15 protein-coding genes and 1 tRNA gene are annotated in these 18,077 nt (G+C 65.4%); 3 read left to right on the top strand and 13 right to left on the bottom strand.

Features of this window, described 5'->3' with window-relative positions:
- Positions 1–106: 106 nt before the first annotated feature.
- The 10 genes from rpoC to ACRDNQ_RS09185 all read right to left on the bottom strand — a co-directional run bounded on the left by rpoC (position 107) and on the right by ACRDNQ_RS09185 (position 12,716).
- Positions 107–4,354 (bottom strand): DNA-directed RNA polymerase subunit beta', encoded by a 4,248-nt coding sequence (gene rpoC / locus ACRDNQ_RS09140; protein WP_431828343.1) that lies wholly within the window; start codon positions 4,352–4,354, stop codon positions 107–109.
- 46 nt (positions 4,355–4,400) lie between these two features.
- Positions 4,401–8,534, bottom strand: a complete 4,134-nt coding sequence (rpoB, locus tag ACRDNQ_RS09145; protein ID WP_431828344.1) for a DNA-directed RNA polymerase subunit beta — start codon at positions 8,532–8,534, stop codon at positions 4,401–4,403.
- A gap of 254 nt (positions 8,535–8,788) precedes the next feature.
- Complete coding sequence (gene rplL / locus ACRDNQ_RS09150) at positions 8,789–9,172, bottom strand: 50S ribosomal protein L7/L12 (protein WP_431828345.1); 384 nt, start codon at positions 9,170–9,172, stop codon at positions 8,789–8,791.
- Positions 9,173–9,241: 69 nt separating this feature from the next.
- Positions 9,242–9,760 carry a 50S ribosomal protein L10 gene (gene rplJ / locus ACRDNQ_RS09155; protein ID WP_431828346.1) on the bottom strand — a complete coding sequence of 173 codons (519 nt, stop codon included), beginning with the start codon at positions 9,758–9,760 and terminating at the stop codon, positions 9,242–9,244.
- 380 nt (positions 9,761–10,140) lie between these two features.
- Complete coding sequence (gene rplA, locus ACRDNQ_RS09160) at positions 10,141–10,842, bottom strand: 50S ribosomal protein L1 (protein ID WP_431828347.1); 702 nt, start codon at positions 10,840–10,842, stop codon at positions 10,141–10,143.
- A gap of 4 nt (positions 10,843–10,846) precedes the next feature.
- Complete coding sequence (rplK, locus tag ACRDNQ_RS09165) at positions 10,847–11,299, bottom strand: 50S ribosomal protein L11 (protein ID WP_431828348.1); 453 nt, start codon at positions 11,297–11,299, stop codon at positions 10,847–10,849.
- A 104-nt stretch (positions 11,300–11,403) separates the two neighbouring features.
- Entirely contained in the window at positions 11,404–11,937 is a 534-nt protein-coding gene (nusG, locus tag ACRDNQ_RS09170; RefSeq protein ID WP_431828349.1) for a transcription termination/antitermination protein NusG, read from the bottom strand.
- 174 nt (positions 11,938–12,111) lie between these two features.
- Positions 12,112–12,309, bottom strand: coding sequence for a preprotein translocase subunit SecE (secE, locus tag ACRDNQ_RS09175; protein WP_431828350.1), 198 nt, complete (start codon positions 12,307–12,309; stop codon positions 12,112–12,114).
- A gap of 127 nt (positions 12,310–12,436) precedes the next feature.
- On the bottom strand, positions 12,437–12,562 hold the full coding sequence (gene ykgO / locus ACRDNQ_RS09180) for a type B 50S ribosomal protein L36 (protein WP_431828351.1): 126 nt from the start codon (positions 12,560–12,562) through the stop codon (positions 12,437–12,439).
- A 79-nt stretch (positions 12,563–12,641) separates the two neighbouring features.
- A tRNA-Val gene (locus tag ACRDNQ_RS09185) sits at positions 12,642–12,716 on the bottom strand.
- A gap of 162 nt (positions 12,717–12,878) precedes the next feature.
- On the opposite strand from ACRDNQ_RS09185, the gene ACRDNQ_RS09190 reads away from it, so the two are divergent.
- Positions 12,879–13,736: an N-formylglutamate amidohydrolase gene (locus ACRDNQ_RS09190; protein WP_431828352.1), complete on the top strand. Its 858-nt coding sequence runs from the start codon at positions 12,879–12,881 to the stop codon at positions 13,734–13,736.
- Positions 13,737–13,740: 4 nt separating this feature from the next.
- On the opposite strand, the gene ACRDNQ_RS09195 is transcribed toward ACRDNQ_RS09190, so the two are convergent.
- On the bottom strand, positions 13,741–14,994 hold the full coding sequence (locus ACRDNQ_RS09195; protein ID WP_431828353.1) for a DNA polymerase IV: 1,254 nt from the start codon (positions 14,992–14,994) through the stop codon (positions 13,741–13,743).
- Positions 14,995–15,173: 179 nt separating this feature from the next.
- On the opposite strand from ACRDNQ_RS09195, the gene ACRDNQ_RS09200 reads away from it, so the two are divergent.
- Both ACRDNQ_RS09200 and ACRDNQ_RS09205 read left to right on the top strand, forming a co-directional pair.
- Entirely contained in the window at positions 15,174–16,061 is an 888-nt protein-coding gene (locus tag ACRDNQ_RS09200; protein ID WP_431828354.1) for an SPFH domain-containing protein, read from the top strand.
- Entirely contained in the window at positions 16,061–16,345 is a 285-nt protein-coding gene (locus ACRDNQ_RS09205; RefSeq protein ID WP_431828355.1) for an NfeD family protein, read from the top strand. The genes ACRDNQ_RS09200 and ACRDNQ_RS09205 overlap by 1 nt, the downstream gene beginning before the upstream one ends.
- On the opposite strand, the gene ACRDNQ_RS09210 is transcribed toward ACRDNQ_RS09205, so the two are convergent.
- Both ACRDNQ_RS09210 and pyrF read right to left on the bottom strand, forming a co-directional pair.
- Positions 16,332–17,207: a bile acid:sodium symporter family protein gene (locus ACRDNQ_RS09210; protein ID WP_431828356.1), complete on the bottom strand. Its 876-nt coding sequence runs from the start codon at positions 17,205–17,207 to the stop codon at positions 16,332–16,334. The two genes, ACRDNQ_RS09205 and ACRDNQ_RS09210, sit on opposite strands and share 14 nt — an antisense overlap.
- Entirely contained in the window at positions 17,204–17,893 is a 690-nt protein-coding gene (gene pyrF / locus ACRDNQ_RS09215; protein WP_431828357.1) for an orotidine-5'-phosphate decarboxylase, read from the bottom strand. The genes ACRDNQ_RS09210 and pyrF overlap by 4 nt, the downstream gene beginning before the upstream one ends.
- Positions 17,894–18,077: the final 184 nt, after the last annotated feature.

Raw genomic sequence — 18,077 nt, forward strand, 5'->3', positions numbered from 1 at the left:
GACCACTGTCACAAAAGCCCGCATGCCGTCGATTGTGCATGCGTGCAGCGCCAAAAGAAAAGCCCCCTTGCGGGGGCTTTTCCATCGTTCTTGGCCGTGCCGCGGGTCAGTCGCGCGATTCCGGCGTGTCGACCAGATCGGCGTCCGCGAAGGGGTCCATCTCGTCGGCCATTTCCGCCACTGGCGCGGCCAGCGCGGCGGCGGCCTCGGCGGCCTGGCGGGCCTCCTCGATCACCTTCAGGTCACGCTCGGCGGCGATGCGGCGAATCCGCTGCGTCGCCCCGCCCGTGCCGGCCGGGATCAGGCGGCCGACGATCACGTTCTCCTTCAGGCCGACAAGCTTGTCACGCTTGCCCTGCACCGAAGCCTCGGTCAGCACGCGCGTCGTTTCCTGGAAGGAGGCCGCCGAGATGAACGACCGGGTCTGAAGCGAAGCCTTGGTGATCCCCAGAAGGATCGGCTCGCCCGTCGCCGGACGGTCGCCTTTGGCCAGCGCCTTATCGTTCTCGGCGTCGAGTTCGGCCTTGTCGACGTGTTCGCCCTTCAGAAGCGTGGTGTCCCCGCTGTCGAGGATTTCCCACTTCTGCAGCATCTGGCGGACGATGACCTCGATGTGCTTGTCGTTGATCTTCACGCCTTGCAGACGATAGACCTCCTGCACCTCGTTGATCATGTAGTCGGCCAGAGCCTCGACACCCATGATCGACAGGATGTCGTGCGGCGCCGGGTTGCCGTCCATGATGTAGTCACCCTTTTGCACGAAGTCGCCTTCCTGCACCGGGATGTGCTTGCCCTTGGGCACCATGTACTCGACCGGTTCAAGCGTCTCGTCCACGGGTTCGATCGTGATCCGGCGCTTGTTCTTGTAGTCGCGCCCGAACTTCACATAGCCGTCGACCTCGGCGATGATCGCGTGGTCCTTCGGACGGCGCGCCTCGAAGAGTTCGGCCACCCGCGGAAGACCGCCGGTGATGTCTTTCGTCTTGGCACCTTCGCGCGGGATCCGCGCGACGACGTCGCCGGCCTTCACCTGGGCGCCGTCTTCGACCGAAAGGATCGCGTCGACCGACATCGGGTAGGTCACCGGGTTGCCCTGCTCGTTGCGCACCGGTTCGCCGTCGTCGCCCACAAGGATCACTTCCGGCTTCAGGTCGCTGCCTTTCGGCGCCGACCGCCAGTCGGTCACGATCTTCTGGGTCATGCCCGTGGCATCGTCGGTCTCGTCGCGCACCGAGATGCCCGACACGAGGTCGACGAAACGCACCATCCCCGCCTTCTCGGCGATGATCGGCAACGTGTAGGGGTCCCACTCGAACAGCTTGTCGCCCCGCTTCACCATGGTGCCTTCCTTCGGGAAGACCTTGGTGCCGTAGCCAAGCTTGTGGCTGGCCCGCTCGACGCCGGTCTCGTCGATGATGACAAGCTGCATGTTGCGGCCCATCACGATCATCTCGCCCGACGCGTTCTCAAGCAGGTTGGCGTTCCGGAACTCGACCTTGCCGGGCTGGCTGGCCTCGAGGAACGACTGCTGGCCGCCCTGCGCGATGCCGCCGATGTGGAACGTCCGCATCGTCAGCTGGGTGCCGGGTTCGCCGATCGACTGCGCCGCGATGATGCCCACGGCCTCGCCGATGTTCACCATCGTGCCGCGCGCCAGGTCACGGCCATAGCACATGGCGCAGACGCCTTCCTCGGCCTCGCAGGTCAGCGGGCTGCGGATCCGGACGCTGGTGACCCCCGCGGCTTCCACCGCGTCGGCCTTGCGTTCGTCGATCAGTTCGCCCCGGGCGACGATCACCTCGTCGGTGCCCGGCGCAAGCACGTCGTCCGCCGCCACGCGGCCAAGGATGCGCTCGGCCAGCGGAGACACGACCTCGCCGTCGTTCACCGCCGCTTCGGCGGTGATCGCGTTCTCGGTGCCGCAGTCGTTCAGGCGAACGATGCAGTCCTGCGCCACGTCGACAAGACGACGGGTCAGGTAGCCCGAGTTCGCGGTCTTCAGCGCCGTGTCGGCCAGACCCTTGCGCGCGCCGTGGGTCGAGTTGAAGTACTCGAGCACGGTCAGGCCTTCCTTGAAGTTCGAGATGATCGGCGTCTCGATGATTTCGCCCGAAGGCTTGGCCATCAGGCCGCGCATCCCACCCAGCTGCTTCATCTGCGCCGGCGAGCCACGGGCGCCCGAGTGCGACATCATGTAGACGCTGTTCGGCTCCATCTCGGCGCCGGCATCGTCCTTCCGCATGGCCGAGATGTCCTGCATCATCGCAGCGGCGACTTCGTCCGAGCACTTCGACCAGGCGTCGACCACCTTGTTGTACTTCTCGCCCTGAGTGATCAGGCCGTCCATGTACTGCTGTTCGAACTCTTTCACCTGCTCGCGCGTGGTGTTCACGATGTCCCACTTCGTGGCCGGGATCACCATGTCGTCCTTGCCGAAGCTGATGCCGGCCTTGAACGCCTCGCGGAAGCCCAGACCCATGATCTGGTCGCAGAAGATGACCGATTCCTTCTGACCGCAATAGCGGTAGACGGTGTCGATGACCTGCTGCACTTCCTTCTTGCGCAGAAGCCGGTTCACAAGCTCGAACGGCGCCTTCGCGTTCAGCGGAAGAAGCGCGCCCAGCCGCACGCGGCCCGGCGTCGTCTCGTAGCGCTTCCAGACCTCGTTGCCTTCCTCGTCGATCTGCTTGACGCGCGCGATGATCTTCGTGTGCAGGTTGACTTCACCCGCGTTCAGCGCGTGCTCGACCTCCTCGGGCGTCGCGAACGCCATGCCTTCGCCCTTCATCCCCTCGCGCTGCATCGAGGTGTAGTACAGGCCAAGGATCATGTCCTGCGACGGCACGATGATGGGCGCGCCGTTCGCCGGCGACAGCACGTTGTTCGTCGACATCATCAGGACGCGGGCTTCCAGCTGCGCCTCAAGGCTCAGCGGGACGTGCACGGCCATCTGGTCGCCGTCGAAGTCGGCGTTGAAGGCCGAGCAGACCAGCGGATGAAGCTGGATCGCCTTGCCTTCGATCAGGATCGGTTCGAAGGCCTGGATGCCCAGACGGTGAAGGGTCGGCGCCCGGTTCAGCATGACCGGATGCTCGCGGATCACCTCGTCAAGGATGTCCCAGACCTCCGGGCGCTCCTTCTCGACCAACTTCTTGGCCTGCTTGACGGTCGACGACAGGCCCTTCGCCTCGAGCCGCGAATAGATGAACGGCTTGAACAGCTCGAGCGCCATCTTCTTCGGCAGGCCGCACTGGTGCAGCTTGAGTTCCGGGCCGGTCACGATGACCGAACGGCCCGAGAAGTCGACGCGCTTGCCCAGCAGGTTCTGGCGGAAGCGGCCCTGCTTGCCCTTCAGCATATCCGACAGCGACTTCAGCGGGCGCTTGTTGGCGCCGGTGATGACGCGGCCACGACGGCCGTTGTCGAACAGGGCGTCGACCGATTCCTGCAGCATCCGCTTTTCGTTGCGCACGATGATGTCGGGCGCGCGCAGCTCGATCAGCCGCTTCAGACGGTTGTTGCGGTTGATCACCCGGCGATAGAGATCGTTGAGGTCGGACGTGGCGAACCGGCCGCCGTCCAGCGGGACCAGCGGGCGCAGTTCCGGCGGGATGACCGGGATCACCGTCAGCACCATCCATTCCGGACGGTTGCCCGACTCGATGAAGCTTTCGATGATCTTCAGACGCTTGATGATTTTCTTGGGCTTCAGTTCGCCAGTGGCTTCCTTCAGCTCTTCGCGAAGCTGGGCGGCCTCGGCGTCAAGGTCGATCGCCGCTAGCATTTCCCGGATCGCTTCGGCGCCGATGTTCGCCGTGAAGGCGTCGGCACCGTACTGGTCCTGCGCGTCCAGGAATTCCTCTTCGGTCATCAACTGGCCATAGCTCAGGTCGGTCAGACCCGGCTCGATCACCACGTAGTTCTCGAAGTAGAGAATCCGCTCGAGATCGCGCAGCGTCATGTCGAGCATGAGGCCGATACGGCTGGGAAGCGACTTCAGGAACCAGATGTGCGCGACCGGCGCCGCCAGTTCGATGTGGCCCATCCGTTCGCGACGGACCTTCTGAAGCGTCACCTCGACACCGCACTTCTCGCAGACGACGCCGCGATACTTCATGCGCTTGTACTTGCCGCACAGGCATTCGTAGTCCTTGATCGGACCGAAGATGCGCGCGCAGAACAGGCCGTCACGCTCGGGCTTGAACGTGCGGTAGTTGATCGTCTCGGGTTTCTTGATCTCGCCGTAGGACCAGCTGAGAATGCGCTCGGGCGATGCGAGCGAGATCTTGATCTCGTCGAACTGCTTCGGCGCGGCCAGCGGGTTGAACGGGTTTGTGGTCAGTTCCTGGTTCATCTTGCGTCCTTAAATCTGAGGGTGGTGGAGGAGGGCGTGACCGCCCTCACTCGTCCTCCGCATCCAGGAGTTCCATGTTGAGGCCGAGGCCCCGGACTTCCTTGACCAGAACGTTGAACGACTCGGGCACGCCCGCTTCGAAGTTGTCCTCGCCCTTGACGATCGACTCGTAGACCTTGGTCCGGCCCGCGACGTCGTCCGACTTGACGGTGAGCATCTCCTGAAGGGTGTAGGCCGCGCCGTAGGCTTCGAGCGCCCAGACCTCCATCTCGCCGAAACGCTGGCCGCCGAACTGGGCCTTGCCGCCCAGAGGCTGCTGCGTGACAAGGCTGTAGGGACCTGTCGAGCGGGCGTGGATCTTGTCGTCCACCAGGTGGTGCAGCTTCAGAAGGTACTTGATGCCAACGGTGACCGGGCGGGCGAACTTCTCGCCCGTGCGGCCGTCGAAGAGATCCGACTGCCCCGATTCCGAGAAGCCCGCGCGAACCAGCGCGTCGTTGACGTCCGCCTCCTTCGCGCCGTCGAAGACCGGCGTCGCGATCGGCACCCCACGGGTCACGTTCGAGGCCGCTTCGACCAGCGTGTCCTCTCCCATGCCCTTCAGCCCCTCGTCGTAGACGTCGTCGCCATAGGCAAGGCGCATCGCCTCGCGCACCGGGGTCAGATCGCCCGAACGCCGGTATTCGCCCAGCGCCTCGTCGATCTTGATGCCCAGGCCGCGCGCGGCCCAGCCCATGTGCGTCTCGAGGATCTGGCCGACGTTCATGCGCGACGGCACGCCCAGCGGGTTCAGAACCAGGTCGACCGGCGTGCCGTCTCCGAGGAACGGCATGTCCTCGATCGGGACCACCTTCGACACGACGCCCTTGTTGCCGTGACGGCCGGCCATCTTGTCGCCGGGCTGAAGCTTGCGCTTCACCGCGACGAAGACCTTGACCATCTTCATCACGCCCGGAGGCAGGTCGTCGCCGCGGCGAACCTTCTCGACCTTGTCCTCGAAGCGGGCGTCGAGGGCACGCTTCTGCGCCTCGTACTGGGCATTCAAGGCTTCGACCTGCGCGGCCTCGGCTTCTTCGCCCAGGGCAAGTTGCCACCACTGGCCACGGCTCAGCGTTTCCAGAAGCTCTTCGGTCACCTCGGACCCGGGCTTGACGCCTTTGGGGCCTTTGACCGCGGTCTTGCCAAGGATCATCGACTTCAGGCGCGCGTAGATGTTGCGCTCGAGGATCGCCAGCTCGTCGTCCCGGTCACGGGCCAGACGTTCGACTTCCTCGCGCTCGATCTGAAGCGCGCGTTCGTCCTTGTCCACGCCGTGGCGGTTGAAGACCCGCACTTCCACGACCGTGCCGAAGTCGCCCGGCGGAAGCCGGAGCGACGTGTCGCGCACGTCCGACGCCTTTTCGCCGAAGATGGCGCGCAGAAGCTTTTCTTCCGGCGTCATCGGGCTTTCGCCCTTCGGCGTGATCTTGCCCACAAGGATATCGCCCGGCCCCACTTCGGCGCCGATATAGACGATGCCCGCCTCGTCGAGGTTGCGCAGGGCTTCCTCGCCGACGTTCGGGATGTCGCGGGTGATTTCCTCGGGCCCGAGCTTCGTGTCGCGGGCGGCGACTTCGTATTCCTCGATGTGGATCGAGGTGAAGACGTCGTCACGAACGATCCGCTCCGAGATCAGGATCGAGTCCTCGTAGTTGTAGCCGTTCCACGGCATGAAGGCGACGACCACGTTCTTGCCAAGCGCAAGCTCGCCCATGTCGGTCGAGGGGCCATCGGCGATGACCTCGCCCTTGCCGACCAGATCGCCCACCTTCACCAGCGGACGCTGGTTGATGCAGGTGTTCTGGTTCGACCGCTGGAACTTGCGCAGACGGTAGATATCGACGCCGGGATCGCCCGGCATCAGGTCTTCCGTCGCGCGCACCACGATCCGCTGTGCATCGACCTGGTCGATGATGCCAGCGCGCCGCGCCGTGATCGACGCGCCCGAGTCGATGGCCACCTTGGCCTCGATCCCGGTGCCGACGAAGGGCGCTTCGGCCTGCAGAAGCGGCACTGCCTGACGCTGCATGTTCGAGCCCATCAGCGCGCGGTTCGCGTCGTCGTTCTCGAGGAACGGGATGAGCGAGGCCGCCACCGACACAAGCTGCTTGGGCGACACGTCGATCAGATCGACCTGCTCGCGCGGGGCAAGCGTGTATTCGCCCGCCTGACGGGTCGAGACCAGGTCGTTCCTGAACCGCCCCTCGTCATCGAGCTGCGCGTTCGCCTGCGCCACGACATGCCGCATTTCTTCGGTCGCCGACATGTAGGTCACGTCGTCGGTGACCTGTCCGTCCTTCACACGGCGGTAGGGCGTCTCGATGAAGCCGTACTTGTTCACGCGGGCGAAGGTGGCGAGCGAGTTGATCAGGCCGATGTTCGGGCCTTCCGGCGTCTCGATCGGGCACATCCGGCCATAGTGGGTCGGGTGCACGTCGCGCACCTCGAAGCCGGCGCGTTCGCGTGTCAGACCGCCCGGCCCAAGGGCCGACAGGCGCCGCTTGTGGGTGACTTCCGACAGCGGGTTGGTCTGGTCCATGAACTGCGACAGCTGCGACGAACCGAAGAACTCGCGCACGGCGGCTGCCGCCGGCTTGGCGTTGATCAGGTCCTGCGGCATGACCGTGTCGATCTCGACCGAGGACATGCGCTCCTTGATCGCGCGTTCCATGCGAAGAAGGCCGACGCGATACTGGTTTTCCATCAATTCGCCGACCGAGCGCACCCGGCGGTTGCCGAGGTGGTCGATATCGTCGATCTCGCCCTTGCCGTCGCGCAGTTCTACCAGCGCCTTGATGCAGGCGACGATGTCGTCGCGCCGCAGCGTGCGCTGGGTGTCCGGCGCATCGAGGTCGAGGCGCATGTTCATCTTCACCCGGCCCACGGCCGAAAGGTCGTAGCGCTCGGAATCGAAGAACAGCTGGTCGAACAGGGCCGATGCGGCCTCGACCGTCGGCGGCTCGCCCGGGCGCATGACGCGGTAGATGTCCATGAGCGCGCCGTCGCGGCTCATGTTCTTGTCCTGCGCCATGGTGTTGCGGATGTAGGGGCCTACGGTGACGTTGTCGATGTCGAGAACCGGGATATCGGTGATGCCGGCATCCATGAGGTCCTTCAGCGTGCCGCCCGTGACGTCGCCGTCCTTGTTGACCTCCCAGGTCAGCTCATCCCCGGCCTCGACATAGATCGCGCCGGTTTCCTCGTTGATGATGTCCTTGGCGACGTAGCGGCCGACGATGTTGTCGAAGGGCACCAGAAGCTCGGTGACCTTGCCTTCGTCGATCAGCTTCTTGACGGTCCGCGGCGTGACCTTGTCTCCGGCCTTGGCGATGACCTCGCCCGTGGCGGCATCGACCAGATCATGTGTCGGGCGGGTGCCGCGCGCGCGTTCGGGGAAGAACTTGGTCACCCAGCCCTTGTTCTTCTTCAGCTTGAATTCGACGGTCTTGTAGTAGGCATCCATGATGCCTTCCTGGTCCATGCCAAGGGCATAGAGCAGCGTCGTCACCGGAAGCTTCCGGCGGCGGTCGATGCGCGCGAAGACGCTGTCCTTCGCGTCGAACTCGAAGTCCAGCCACGAGCCGCGGTAGGGGATGATGCGGCAGGCGAAGAGGAGCTTCCCGCTGGCGTGCGTCTTGCCCTTGTCGTGGTCGAAGAACACGCCCGGCGAACGGTGCATCTGGGAGACGATCACCCGCTCGGTCCCGTTGACGATGAACGTGCCGTTCGGCGTCATGAGCGGCATGTCGCCCATGAAGACGTCCTGTTCCTTGATATCCTTCACCGACTTGGCGCCGGTATCCTCGTCCACATCGAACACGATCAGGCGCAGCGTCACCTTCAGCGGCGCCGAATAGGTCATGTCGCGCTGCTGGCATTCGTCGACGTCGTACTTCGGCTTCTCAAGCTCGTAGCGCACGAACTCGAGCACGGCGGTCTCGTTGAAATCCTTGATCGGGAAGACCGACTGGAAGACGCCCTTGATCCCCTCGCCATCGGCGGGCTCGGCGCCGTCGCCCGAGTTCAGGAACAGGTCATAGCTGGATTTCTGGACCTCGATGAGGTTCGGCATTTCCAGCACTTCGCGGATCTTGCCGTAATATTTCCGGATGCGTTTCTGGCCTAGGAAGGTCGAAGCCATATGCGTCTATACCTCTTGCATCGCAGATGCATGCGCCGTCGGGGGCCGGCGATGCGCCCGTGAAAGGGTGTTCCGATCAATCCCTGGCGGCCTTCCCACAGGCCGCCGCCCGATCTGCGAACCTCACCTTAGAAAGGGTCCCGTATCCGCCGTGCGGAGCAGGGGCCCTTTCTGAGACAGGTTCGGCGGGACCCGGAGTCGCCCGGATCCCGCCTGTTCATGCTGCGGGATGCGACCTGCGCATCCCGTGTTCCTTAGACGATCTCGACCTCGGCGCCAGCGCCGGTAAGCTTCGCCTTGATGTCCTCGGCCTCGCCCTTGGCAACGCCTTCCTTGACCTTGCCGCCGGCTTCCACGAGGTCCTTGGCTTCCTTGAGGCCAAGGCCGGTGATCGCGCGGACTTCCTTGATCACGTTGATCTTCTGGGCGCCGGCGTTCTTCAGGACGACGTCGAATTCGGTCTTCTCTTCGGCGGCGGCACCACCGGCGTCACCACCGGCGGCGGGGCCCGCAACCATCACGGCGCCGCCCGCGGCGGGCTCGATGCCGTATTCGTCCTTGAGGATGTTTTTCAGTTCCTGGGCTTCGAGAAGCGTGAGACCCACGATCTCTTCGGCAAGTTTCTTCAGATCAGCCATTTCGGTTTTCCGTTCGTTAAGATGTGTTCCAACGCGCAAGGATCAACCCCACGCAGGACTCGACGGGGATCACGCGGCTTCCGCGCGCTCCTCGATGGTCGACAGGATGCTCGCGATGTTCGAAGCAGGCGCGCCGATCGCACCGGCGATGTTCGAGGCGGGCGCACCGATGCAGGACACGATCTGAGCGATGAGCTCTTCGCGCGACGGCATCGAGGCGACGGCTTTCACACCGGCCGGGTCAAGAGCGGTCTCGCCCATGGCGCCGCCGAGGATCACGAACTTGTCGTTGTCCTTGGCGAACTTGTCGGCGACCTTCGCGGCTGCGACAGGATCTTCCGAATAGGCGAGAACGGTCATGCCCGTCAGAAGGTCCGCCATGGCAACGCCAGGCTTGTCCTGAAGGGCGATCTTAGCGAGCTTGTTCTTGGCAACCCGAACGGACCCGCCAACGTCGCGCATGCGCGCACGCAGGTCCTGCATCTCGGCAACCGTGAGGCCTGCGTAGTGGGCAACCACGACGACGCCAGAGCTTTCGAAGATCTGGCCGAGTTCCTCGACCACTTTCTCTTTCTGGGCTCTATCCACAGTTTCACTCCAAGTATGGAGGATCTCGCGACCCTCCGGCTCAGCTTCTTGCCGGGCGGTCGCCCGACAAACGAGTCCTTACGGGTCCGTCGCAATCTCGCCCCCGGACGTCACGGCGGACGACCCGAAGAAAATTGTCTGTTCCCGTCTCAGGCAGGATTTATGGGCACACGGCCCACCCACCGTCTCGGACGAAATGCCAAGCCCCCCGAATCAACGGGCGACCTGACCGTGGCGTCTTAGGAGGTTTTCCGCACTGGGGCAAGGGCCCGGCCCGACACCCGCCGCGCCGCGGGCCGGCCCCCGCACCCGGCCCGGGTCAGAAACGCGAAAGGCGGGCCAGATGACCCGCCTTCCGGTGTTTCCGATCGCCCGGTTTCTCAGGCGTTGCCGGTCGCGCTCGAGACGTCGACGCTCACGCCCGGACCCATGGTCGAGGCAATCGACACCTTCTTCATGTAGGTGCCCTTCGCGCCCGACGGCTTGGCCTTCTGGACCGCGTCGACGAAGGCGCGCACGTTCTCGACCAGCTTGGCCTCGTCGAAGGACGCCTTGCCGACGCCGGCGTGGATCACGCCCGCCTTTTCGGTCTTGAACTGGACCTGACCGCCCTTGGCGGCCTGCACCGCATCGGCCACATCCATCGTCACCGTGCCGACCTTGGGGTTCGGCATCAGGTTGCGCGGGCCCAGGATCTTGCCCAGACGGCCCACGACCGGCATCATGTCCGGCGTCGCGATGCAACGGTCGAACTCGATCTTGCCGCCCAGGATCGTCTCCATCAGGTCTTCGGCGCCGACGATGTCGGCTCCGGCAGCCTTCGCCTCGTCGGCCTTCGCGCCACGGGCGAAGACGGCGACGCGCACGGTCTTGCCGGTGCCGTTCGGCAGCGTGACCGTGCCTCGGACCATCTGGTCGGCATGGCGCGGATCGACGCCAAGGTTCAGAGCGACTTCGACGGTCTCGTCGAACTTGGCGCTGGCATTCGCCTTCACCAGAGCGACGGCCGCCTCGACCGACAGGTTTTCCTTGCCGGCGAAGGCCTCGCGTGCGGCGCGGCTGCGTTTTCCGATTTTCGCCATGGCTTTACCCCTTCACCTCGATACCCATCGACCGTGCCGAGCCGAGGATGATCTGCATCGCGGCCTCGACGTCGTTGGCGCTGAGGTCCGGCATCTTGGCCTCGGCGATCTGACGCACCTGGGCCACCGTGACCGTGCCCGCGACTTCGCGGCCCGGCTTGGGCGAGCCCTTGGGGCGGTTGCGCTTGCCGACGGGCTTAAGGCCCGCGGCCTTCTTGAGGTAGTAGGACGCCGGCGGCGTCTTGATTTCCATCGAGAAGGACTTGTCGGCGTAATAGGTGATCACGGTGGGACAGGGCGCGCCTTCATCCATCTCCTGCGTCTTGGCGTTGAACGCCTTGCAGAACTCCATGATGTTGATGCCGCGCTGACCCAGCGCCGGACCGACCGGCGGAGAGGGGTTCGCTTTGCCGGCGGGGATCTGAAGCTTCAGCTTCCCCATCACTTTCTTGGCCATTGGCCGTCTCCTTTCAACACCTCTCCGACGCGTCGGAGGGGCTTTGGTTGCCGTGGTCCGGATCGACGGGCGCGCCCGTCGATCCTCCCACGCTCGGGCTCACGTCAGATCTGCTTGGAGACCTGCGTGAATTCCAGTTCGACCGGGGTTGCCCGGCCGAAGATCGACACCATCACCTTCAGGCGCTGGTTGTCGTCGTCCACTTCCTCGACCATGCCTTCGAAGTCCTCGAAGGGGCCGTCGTTGACCTTCACCTTCTCGCCGATCTCGAACGAGATCAGCGTGCGCGGGGCTTCCTCGCCCTCGGCGACGCGGCCGAGGATCGCCTCGACCTCGCCTTCGCGCATCGGCATCGGGCGGCCCTGCGGCCCAAGGAACCCGGTCACGCGGTTGATCGAGTTGATCAGGTGGTAGCCGGCGTCGGTCATCTCCATCCGCACCAGCACATAGCCGGGCATGAAGCGGCGCTCGGTCGTGACCTTCTTGCCGCGACGGATCTCGATCACCTCTTCCGTGGGAACCAGCACCTCTTCGATCTGGTCCTCGAGTCCGGCATCGGCGGCGGCCTGGCGAATCTGCTCGGCGACCTTCTTCTCGAAGTTCGAAAGCACGCTTACCGAGTACCAGCGCTTTGCCATCCGTCTGTCCGTCCTTGCAAGCCGGCCGCATGGGGCCGGAATTCATCTGATATCCGCGTCAATGGCGCCGTTTCAAAGATTCGAAGCCGGATTGTCGGGGAGTTGCGGCGCAATACGCGCAATTCCGTCGAAGTTCAAGAGGGCCGCAGCCCCGGCCGGCCGGCCGCGGATAGCCTAGCCGAAAAGCCCCAGGATCCCCTGAAGCCCCAGCCGGATCATCCAGTCGACGAGGAAGAAGAAGATCGCCGTCAGGATCGCCATGGTGAAGACCATGGCCGAGGTCAGCAGAACCTCTCGACGGTTCGGCCAGACCACTTTCGCGATTTCGGAGCGGACCTGCTGAACGAATTGAAGCGGATTGGTCGTGGCCATCTGCGGGTCCTCTCGGGCGGTCGTCTCGGGTCCTGACGGGCGAAATACGCATTTCGCCCGGCCTCTTCAAGCGGTCAGCAAAAAGCCGCCCCGCGGGGCGGCCCTGCCTGTTCCGCCCAGGGACGGATCAGCCCTGGCGGGCCTTGTAGCGCCGCTGCGTCTTGTTGATCACATAGACGCGCCCCTTGCGCCGGACCACGCGGCAGTCGCGATGGCGGCTCTTGAGCGAACGGAGCGAGTTCCTGACTTTCATCGGTCTCTTCCTCGGGTCGCGGCGCCTGCGCGCCTGCAGTTTCGGTCTCGTGCCGCGCGGGAAGCGCGGCGGTGGTCGGTGGTGGGCGGTACTGGGATCGAACCAGTGACCCCTACGATGTCAACGTAGTGCTCTACCGCTGAGCTAACCGCCCGTCGGCCGTCTCCGGCCATATTTCAACCAGCGTTCAAACGAACAAGACGCGAGGTTGCCCCCGCGCCGGTCGGTGGGTCTATAAAAGACCGCATCGGACACTGCAAGGGGTTTTGGCCGGCGCGAAGATCGCGCTATGTTATCGACGAGGGACGGAACGCCGATGACCAAGCACGCCTATCGCCTCGAGATGCCACAAAGCCGCACGACAAGCGTCGTGTTCGCGTCGCCGCACAGCGGCAGGGACTATTCCTGGGGCTTCCTGCGGCGCTCGGTCCTCGATGAGCGGGCGATTCGGTCGTCCGAGGACGCCTTCGTCGACCTTCTTCTGGAAGATGCGCCCGCGCTTGGCGCGCCGCTTCTTGCGGCGATGGCCCCTCGCGCCTTCATCGACGTCAACCGCAGCGCCGACGAGCTTGACCCCGCGCTCGTCGAGGGGGTGCGCAAGATCGCGCACAACCCGCGCGTCGCCTCGGGTCTGGGCGTCGTGCCGCGGGTCGTCGCCAACGGCCGGGCGATCTATCGCGGCAAGATCCCGCTGAAAGAGGCCGAGGCGCGCATCCGGCTTTACTGGCGGCCGTATCACGAGGCGCTCGAGGGGCTTCTGAAGGAAAACCTCGAGATCTTCGACGAGGCGATCCTGATCGACGTCCACTCGATGCCGCACGAGGCGCTCGAATCGATCGTTCACCCTGGCGGGCGCCCGGACATCGTTCTGGGCGACAGGTTCGGCGCCGCAGCGCATCCCGAAATCGTCGATCGGGTCGAACAGGCCTTCCTGTCCGCCGGTCTGAAGGTGGTGCGCAACGCGCCCTTCGCCGGGGCCTATGTCACCCAGCACTATGGCCGCCCCTCGCGCGCGCAGCACGTCGTTCAGGTCGAGATCGATCGTTCGCTCTACATGAACGAGCAGCACATCCGCCCGAACGGCAATTTCGGCGCGTTCCGCGCGCTGATGCAGCGGATCGTCGGCGATATCGTCACCATCGGCCAGAAACAGCTTCCTCTGGCGGCGGAATAGCGGCTCACCTCAGGCTTCTGCCCTTCACGATCGCGTCCGACCCGAAGCGCGCGCGGATCGCGTCTGCGGCGCGTTCGGCGCCGGCGCGCCTGACCGCCTGCGGGTCGAGAAGATCACCGGATATGTCGGCCTGCGCCTCGGGGCACAACTCGCTCAGCCCCACGCCGATCAGCCGGTAGGGCCCCGTGTCCGCCCGCTGGTCGAACAAGGCCCGGGCCGTGCGATAGAGGCGGTCCGCGATCTGTGTGGGGTCGGGCAGGCTGGTGCGGCGGGTCAGGATCGTGTGGTTCGCGCGCTTGAGCTTCAGCGTCACCACACGCCCCGCCACCCCCTTCGCCTTCGCCCGGTCCGCGACGTGTTCGGCCAGCCGCCAGATATGGCCGTCAAGGACGTCGGGATCGGCGGTGTCCTCGTCGAAGGTCGTCTCGTTCGAGATGCTCTTGACGGGCGCATGGGCCGAAACGCGACGATGGTCCTGCCCCCGGGCAAGGTGCCAAAGCCGTTCTCCCATCGCTCCGAAGCGGGCCTCGAGGTCGGGTTTCTCCCACCGCAGGAGGTCGGCGAACGTGCGGATTCCGGCGCGGTCAAGGGCGTCCTGGGTCTGTTGGCCCACGCCCCAGATCAGGCGCACCGGCCTGTCCTTCAGGAACGCCGCCGTCTCGGCCCGCCCGATGACCGAGAAGCCGCGCGGTTTCTCGAGGTCGCTTGCCACCTTGGCCAGGAACTTGTTGTGCGACAGCCCGATCGACCCGGTGATGCCAAGCTCGTCTTCCATGCGCTTGAGAAGCCGGGCAAGCATCACGGCGGGCGGGGCCTTGTGCAGGCGGGCCGTGCCGGTGAGGTCAAGAAAGGCCTCGTCGAGGGACAGCGGCTCGACGACCGGCGTCAGGTCGTCCATCATTGCCCGGATCTGCCGCGACACGGCGGCATAGACGTCCATCCGGCCCTTCACGACGACTGCCTCGGGGCACAGGGCAAGGGCCTTGAACATCGGCATGGCGGACCGCACGCCCCGGATCCGCGCGATGTAGCAGGCGGTCGAGACCACGCCCCGGCGCCCCCCGCCGACGATCACGGGTTTGTCCCGAAGCACGGGATTGTCCCGCTTCTCGACCGAGGCATAGAAGGCGTCGCAGTCCATGTGGGCGATGGACAGCTCGAAAAGCTCGGGGTGCGCGACGATGCGGGGCCGCCCGCAGGCCGGGCAGCGGCGGCCGGCGTCGAAGGTGGTCAGGCAGTCGCGGCACAGGGCGGGCATGCGGGCAGTATAGGCGAGGGCCAGAGCCCCGGGAAGCACGCCCGCACGCGGTGCCCCCGGGCCACATCTCGTGGGATTGTTTCCGGTTTGAACCGGCCCAACCCCGCTTTCGCCTTATTGTCGCCCTATGGGCATGGTGTAGGCTGCGCCGTGCGAGACTTTCATCCGAAGGAATTCCCATGGACCAGATCGCGACGGGCATAGGCGGCGGCGGATTTTTCACGCTTCTGCTGGCCGGCTTCATCATCCTTTCCGTCTTCATTGCGATACGGATCGTGCCGCAGTCGGAAAAGCACGTGGTCGAACGCTTCGGGCGGCTGAAGGCGGTGCTGGGACCGGGCATCAACTTCATCGTGCCCTTTCTCGACCGGGTCGCGCACAAGGTCTCGATCCTTGAACGCCAGTTGCCGACAGCCAGCCAGGACGCAATCACGCTCGACAACGTGCTGGTCAAGGTCGACACCAGCGTGTTCTACCGCATCCTCGAGCCTGAGAAGACGGTTTACCGGATCCGCGATGTCGATGGCGCCATCGCGACGACGGTGGCGGGGATCGTGCGCGCCGAGATCGGCAAGATGGAGCTTGATCAGGTGCAGTCGAACCGGTCGGCGCTTATCACCACCATCAAGGCCAGTGTCGAGGACGCGGTGGATGCCTGGGGCATCGAGGTGACCCGGGCCGAGATCCTGGACGTGAACCTTGACCAGGCCACGCGCGACGCGATGCTGCAGCAGCTGAACGCCGAACGCGAACGGCGCGCGCAGGTGACGCGGGCCGAAGGCCAGAAGCGCGCGGTCGAGCTGCAGGCCGACGGCGATCTTTACGCCGCCGAGCAGGAAGCGAAGGCCAAGCGAATCCTCGCCGAGGCCGAGGCCTATTCGACGGCGGTCATCGCCGAGGCGATCAAGGAAAGCGGATTGGAGGCGGCGCAGTATCAGGTCGCGCTCAAGCAGGTGGATGCGCTCAATGCGCTGGGCGCCGGGCAGGGCAAGCAGACCATCGTGTTGCCGGCCGCCGCGCTCGAGGCCTTCGGCGACGCCTTCAAGCTGCTGAAGGGGCGCGGGTGATGTGGGGCCTGTGGTGGGTCTGGCTCTCGGGCGCCGTTGTTCTTGGCCTGATCGAGATCGTCGTTCCCGGTTACGTCTTCTTCGGCTTCGCTCTGGGCGCGGCGGTGACGGGCATCGTCCTGCTGGTCGGGGGGCCGGTCGCCGCGGCGCTGGCGGGGTCGGTTCCGGGGCTTCTTCTGTTCTTCGCGGTCGTATCCCTTCTGTGCTGGCTTGGACTCAGGCGCTGGCTGGGGGTGCGCAAGGGTCAGATCAAGATCATCGACCGCGACATCAACGAGGACTGATCGGCCGGAGGCGCGCGTAAAGCAGCACGGCCGGGATCACCACGATGTAGCTCAGGACGCCATAGACGGCCGAGGGCATCAGGAATTCGTTTCCGACCACGACCCCGCCGCCCACCAGCCCGCCGACGGTTACGCCAAGCGTCCCGTTCTGCACCGCTGTTTCGATTGCGATGGCCCGCGCTTCCCGCTCGGTCAGGCGCAGAAGCCGCGCCAGCGCATAGCCAAGCACAAGCAGGCTCAGCATCAATGCAAGGCACAGTGGCGCAAGGACCGCAAAGCGCTCTGCAAGCAGCGCCCAGTTCGCCGCCACGGCCCCGACGACGATCAGGGTGAAGATCACCGCGGCAAGGCGAAATGCCGCGGGTTCGGTCCGGGCCACGAAGGCCGGAGCGGACAGGCGCACCCCGAAGCCAAGCAGGACGGGCAGCGCGGCGGCCAGAAGCATCGTCATCACCAGCCGCGTCACCGAGAAGTCCGGTGGCGCTGTCTGAAGGAAATGACCTGCGACGAGCGCCGTCAGGGGTGGAAGCGTGAAGATCGACAGCAGCACCATCGTTCCCGTCAGCGTGACCGACAGGGCCACATCGCCCCCCGTCAGGCGGGTGAGCATGTTCGACACCGGTCCGCCGGGACAGACAGCAAGGATCATCATGCCCGTCGCCAGCGCCGGCTCGAGCGGAACCGGGGCGATCAGGGCGACCGTGACGCAGGGGATCAGAAGAAGCTGCGAGGCCGCGCCGGTGAAGAAGGCCCGCGGACGCTGCAGGATGCGGCGAAAGTCGTCGGGAACCAGGCCAAGCCCCAGCACGAACATCACGAGCGCAAGCCCGAGCGGCAGGAGGAGGTCGACGAAAAGGTTCACCCCAGCTCGTGCAAGATGGAGACCGCCGCCTCCCGTGGTTCGGACGCCTGCCAGACAGGTCTGCCCACGACGATGTGGTCGGCCCCCGCCGCGATCGCTGCCGCCGGGGTCATGATCCGCTTCTGGTCGCCGGGCGCCGCGCCGGCAGGCCGGACGCCGGGCGTGACGATCAGCCGTCCGGCCGCCTCGGGAAGGGCGCGGATGGCCGCGGCTTCCTGCGGCGAGGCGATGACCCCGTCCGCCCCGGCCGCGAAGGCCCGCGCCGCGCGCTCGACCACAAGCTCGGGCACGCTTCCCGCCCGGACCTGGCAGGCATCGAGGTCGGAACGGTCGAGCGAGGTCAGAATCGTCACCGCAAGGATCTTCGTCTCGCGTCCCGCCGCGCCCGCCTTCGCAGCGGCCACGACATGGGGATCCCCGTGCACCGTCAGGAAGTCGAGGTCGAAGCGCGCGAGGCCCCGCACCGCCGCTTCGATCGTCGCGCCGATGTCGAACAGCTTCATGTCAAGAAAGATGCGCTTGCCGTGATCGTCCTTGAGCTCACGCGCAAGGGCCAGACCGCCGCCCGTCAGCATGCCCAGCCCGATCTTGTAGAAGGACACGGCATCGCCAAGCCGCTGCGCCAGCTCAAGCCCGGCGAGCGCGTCAGGCACGTCGAGTGCCACGATCAGCCGATCGTCCGCCATCCTCGTCCCCCTTCAAGCCTTACTCGTCCGGTGTCGCCGCTGTGCGGTGCAGCGTCAAGGGCGCTGCGGTGCGTGCGATGGCAGCCGGATTCCGCCGGGCCTGGGCTTGAGCCGCGCCGACGGGCTTCCCATATCGGCTGCGAGGCCCAAAGAGGCGTGCCGCGAAGCGGGCGCCGCCAGACAG

This window comes from Saliniferula longa, assembly GCF_050789285.1.
GTDB lineage: Bacteria > Pseudomonadota > Alphaproteobacteria > Rhodobacterales > Rhodobacteraceae > CAVPWP01.